2 protein-coding genes are annotated in these 3,213 nt (G+C 57.7%); both read right to left on the reverse strand.

Annotated features, from left to right (window positions below; genetic code table 11):
* Window positions 1-205 precede the first annotated feature (205 nt).
* Window positions 206-1,309, reverse strand: coding sequence for a helix-turn-helix transcriptional regulator (locus tag ACE4YL_RS10935; RefSeq protein WP_461369638.1), 1,104 nt, complete (start codon window positions 1,307-1,309; stop codon window positions 206-208).
* A 260-nt stretch (window positions 1,310-1,569) separates the two neighbouring features.
* Window positions 1,570-2,739 (reverse strand): S1C family serine protease, encoded by a 1,170-nt coding sequence (locus tag ACE4YL_RS10940; RefSeq protein ID WP_461369639.1) that lies wholly within the window; start codon window positions 2,737-2,739, stop codon window positions 1,570-1,572.
* Between the last annotated feature and the right edge of the window lie 474 nt (window positions 2,740-3,213).

Below are 3,213 nucleotides of genomic sequence, written 5' to 3' on the forward strand. Positions count from 1 at the left end.
CAGCATCATCATCATCATAATGTTGCGGGCAAAAGACCGGGTTCGCCTTCAGGATGAGAAGGGCAGGAGCCGGGATTTGTCCTCAGGTTGACAAAATAGGGAGCCCGTGGAAATATCATAGCAAATTGTTGTGACATGATGATGTCACACGCAAGCATATTGTAGAGTTTTATCGTTATTTAGAAGAGAGTGAACAAGCTGGTGGTTATTGTTTTTGGCGGTAATAGCGCAGCGTTTCCTGAAGGTTATTGATCAGCTGTTCTCTAAGCCAGGCCGGCTCCAGCACCTCAATGGCGTCGCTCCAGCTCATGAGCCAGGGGATCATCTCCTGTGCCGCGGTGAGGCGGTAGATAACTTCCAGTTCGCCGCCGGGCAGCTCCTTCGTCTGCTGGCTTTCGTGAAAGAGGTTGTGCCTGAAGCGCTCCGCGGGGCCGGCGCGGACTCTAAGACGCACCGTTTCCAGCTCTCCCGATTCATTCTCGGTCCAGGTGCCCCAGACATCCCTGTAGGATTCTTTCAGCGAGAAGCCGGGAGGCATGCGGTAAGAGCTGTTCTCGATCACTTCCAGCTCCTTGATGTTCAGAAGCAGGAAGACGCGCCTTTGCCGGCGCTGGGTGCAGCGGCCGGTGAGATACCAGTTGTTCAGGCGGCAGAGAAGGCCGTGGGGCTCCACCACCCGCTTCGTGACGGCGCCGTCATAGGTGCGCAGGTAGTTGAGGCGCACTTTCTTTCTCTCCCGGATGGCGCGCAGTATTTCCCGGATCATGGCCTCGCTTTTCGCGGGATCGGCAGGAAAGGCGCCGGATACATAGACCATCTGCTCCAGTTCGCTTAATATGCCGGCAAAGGTGCTCAGGCCGGACAGGGTCTGGCGGAAGATGCTCCGCATGGCCGCCTCGATGCTGCTTTTCATCGCCCCCCGCAGCTGGGGATACATGCCCAGCAGCAGCATGGTGGCATCGTGGGCGCCGCCCGGCTGGTCGCTCTTCACGCGGCGAAAGATATAGTATGTCTTTGAGCCGCACCTGCGGCTGCAGATGGCTTTCTCCCCCATTACAGGCTCGCCAGCGCCTTCCGGCTCCTCTCCCGGGTCGGGCGTTTCACCGTAGCAGAGGGGGTCAAAAAAAAGGTTCAGGCGCCTGATGAGGCGGTAGATGGTCCTCACCGAGGGGCGCCGGTCGTTAATCTCCGCGTAGGCCTCCTGCAGATCTTCCAGGGTGGCGCCCCCGGAAGGCGTTTTCTCAATGACGGTAATCAGTATTTTGACCAGCGTTTCCGGCTGGGTGCCGGTACGGGGATAGCGGACCAACGCAGATACCGCCTTTCATCAGTCTTATTGACAGTGAGTGTTCGGACAAGAACGGTTGCAACCCAGTTGGAACGAGCGGATCTGCGATGATAAACGATGACTTAATGGCTGGAACTCAATTTTGACGATTATAGAATAATTATAGCATTTATGAGTGACATATATATGACACATTTATTGCTTAAAAGGTTCCCCTAGGCGGGGGTGGAACTCCGCCCTTACAATTAATCCCGCCAGGCAACACAAGCTCCCGGTGGACTTTACCTGCTTTCGTCGAGGACCAGCTTGATGGACCTGGTTTGCCCATCCTGGTAGCGATAATAGGTGATGGTGATCTCGTCGCCGGCCCGGTGCTGCTTCAAAATTTTCTTAAGCGCGCTCATGGAGGTGACTTCGGTGCCGTCAACGGCGGTGATGATGTCGTTTTTCTGCAGGCCCGCCTTCTCCGCGGCGCTCCCGGCAACGACATCGGTGATTAAGACTCCCTGGGGGATGTTGTAAAAGCGGGCCGTCATTTCATTGATATCGGTGCCCCTAATGCCGATGGCGGGCCGCCCCTTGACATAGCCGTAGGCGATGATGGAGTCGACAATGGGGAGCGCGTAATCGATGGGGATGGCAAAGCCAATCCCCTCGACTTCGGTGGTGGCAATTTTAATGGTATTGATGCCGATAACCTGGCCCCGCCCGTTAACCAGGGCCCCGCCGCTGTTGCCGGGATTGATCGCCGCATCGGTCTGGATGAGGCTGTCGGCGACGTTTTCCGCCTCCACCTTGCGCTCAATGCCGCTGATGACCCCGACGGTGACCGAGCCGGCCAGCTCCATCCCCAGGGGGTTGCCGATGGCCATGGCGAATTCGCCGGGGCGCAGGTTGCTCGATGAGCCGAATTCGGCCACGGGCAGGTTGTCGAGATCAATCTTGATCACCGCCAGGTCGTTTTGCTGGTCTCCGCCGATATACTTTGCGGCGGCGGAGCGCCCATCGGCCAGGTAGACCTCGATGTGGCCGCTTTCGCTGGAAGCGTAGCTGCCCACCACATGGTAGTTGGTAATGATATAGCCCTCTTCATTGTAGATAATTCCCGAGCCCTCGCTGACCTGCTCGTAGATCTGCGGCCCGAACCAGCCCGAAAAGCCTTTAACCTGGGCCGTAATCTTGATGCCCACTACCGAGGCGCCTGCCTTCTCGGCTATTTCCGGCACGCTGAGGCCCTCGGTATAGGCCAGGCTGTAGATGTTGGCCTTGCCCCCGCTGCCGCTGCCGATCTGCCTCTGCAGCGCTTCAATATGCCGGGTGAGAGAGTCGATCTTCTGATCATAGTGCTGCTTGATAAGAGCAACTGCCGCCGCGCTTCCCAGTATGACCGCAAGGCAGAGAAGAAAGGCGATTATTTTGGTTCCCCGGGCGCTGTCCCATCTGCCGGTCATCCCTGTCATCTCCCTTTTATTTATCCAAGATAAACAAGCCAGCATTGGCGGGCGGGCGTGGAAGCCCGCCCCTACGGCTAGAACCGAAACGTCTTCTGCGGGGATATACAGTTGGGAGTAGAACCCCGCTTCTGTCAAATCCCCCCCGGCCCCCCCTTGAGAAAGGGGGAGAATCCGGGCGGGCGTGGAAGCCCGCCCCTACGGCTAGAGCCGAAACGTCTTCTGCGGGGAAGATGCAGGCAGGAGTAAAAACCTGCTTCTTTAAATCCCCCCCGACCCCCCTTTAGGAAAGGGGGGAGTAGGTAGTATTAAATTCCCCCCGGCCCCCCTTTTACAAAGGGGGGAGTAGGTAGTGTTAATCCCCCACGGCCTTTGCAAAGGGGGGAGAATCCGGGCGGGCGTGGAAGCCCGCCCCTACGGCTAGAGCCGACATCCCTTTGAGGAGATACACACGCGGGAGTAGAACCCGCTTCT

The sequence above is a fragment of the Candidatus Darwinibacter acetoxidans genome, from assembly GCF_041936445.1.
Lineage (GTDB): Bacteria > Bacillota > Limnochordia > Darwinibacteriales > Darwinibacteriaceae > DTU010.

Bases quoted from the DNA above. Each gene is read 5' to 3' on its own strand.
- ACE4YL_RS10940 (WP_461369639.1), bottom strand. From the start codon at position 2,739: ATGACCGGCAGATGGGACAGCGCCCGGGGAACCAAAATAATCGCCTTT.